General features: G+C 68.3%; 3 protein-coding genes. All 3 read left to right on the top strand.

Annotated features, from left to right (window positions below; genetic code table 11):
• On the top strand, positions 1–267 hold a 267-nt coding region (locus tag A9Q02_RS04840), incomplete at its 5' end, for a hypothetical protein (RefSeq protein WP_216361445.1).
• Positions 264–653: a hypothetical protein gene (locus A9Q02_RS04835; protein WP_097651232.1), complete on the top strand. Its 390-nt coding sequence runs from the start codon at positions 264–266 to the stop codon at positions 651–653. The genes A9Q02_RS04840 and A9Q02_RS04835, both read left to right, overlap by 4 nt.
• 15 nt (positions 654–668) lie before the next feature.
• A complete protein-coding gene (locus tag A9Q02_RS04830; RefSeq protein ID WP_141508716.1) occupies positions 669–998 on the top strand; it encodes a hypothetical protein in 330 nt (109 codons plus the stop codon).
• The last annotated feature ends 14 nt before the right edge of the window (positions 999–1,012 follow it).

The raw sequence follows: 1,012 nt of genomic DNA, 5'->3' as shown, positions 1-1,012 counted from the left end.
ATCCACGCCTGGGGTTGGGAGATGGGCGTTGAGGCCGGGCGGCGCCTGGCCGACGAGAGCGATGCCTTCATCGGCATCACCATGCCCGGCCTCGACGCCCCCGCTGCCCTGGAGATCTACGGCCGCGCCTACCTGCGCGCCATGATCCAGGGGTACCGCACCGCGCTGCGGCAGTCTCTGCGCGACCGCGCAGATACGGCTGTTGACCAGCACCGCCGTACCACGACCGCCACACCGAAGCTCACGCAGAAAGGAAAAAGACCATGACCACGCCCACGACCATGTTTGACGGCCTGCTCGACGACGCGACCCCGACGACCTTGACCGCCCGTGCGCAGGCCGACGCGCTGTTGGAGCCGGATGCCGCTGCCGGAACGCCCGTCAGCGCGGCCAACCCCGACGACGAGGCGGGGCTGACGACCGAACCCGCTCCAGTCGCCACCGACCTCGACCCGCATGAGAAGCTCGTGATCGTCGACGGCCAGCGGTTCCTCGTGGCCGCTGGCATCGACCACGAGACCATCCGCCAACACCTGATCCGCCAGGGCTTCGCCACCCTCGCCGGGGCCACGATCCGCACCGGCACGACCCAGCACGACGGCCGCACCCTCGCCACCGTCGACTTCATCAAGCAAGCTGGCACCAAGGGGTAGCACCGGCATGGAACAGTGCCACGTCACTGGGATCAGGGCAACGACCCTGATCCCGGTCTTCATTTGGAGGCCCACATGCATCCGCCATCATCAAACGCCGCGCTGATCGCCCTGATCGAGGCGATCCCGGCGCAGCCCATTGACGCCGCCAACCCGCTCACGACGCTTCGCCCACTCATCAGCGGCACGCTGACCTTCGCGCACGCGCTGGAGCCTGCGATCCAGGAGGCTCTCGACGCCTGCGCGTCCATTGCCTATCGCCAGCACCTGCCTGGGAGGATTCTATGCGACCGACTCCACAACGTGCGCCCCATCCCCGCGTCAAGCGACGTCGTCGGGTGGTGAGGCGCTCGGCCACC

Origin of the sequence: Candidatus Chloroploca asiatica (genome assembly GCF_002532075.1) — a bacterium.
Taxonomy (GTDB): Bacteria; Chloroflexota; Chloroflexia; order Chloroflexales; family Chloroflexaceae; genus Chloroploca; species Chloroploca asiatica.
This window is presented reverse-complemented; position numbering and strand designations above follow the sequence as displayed.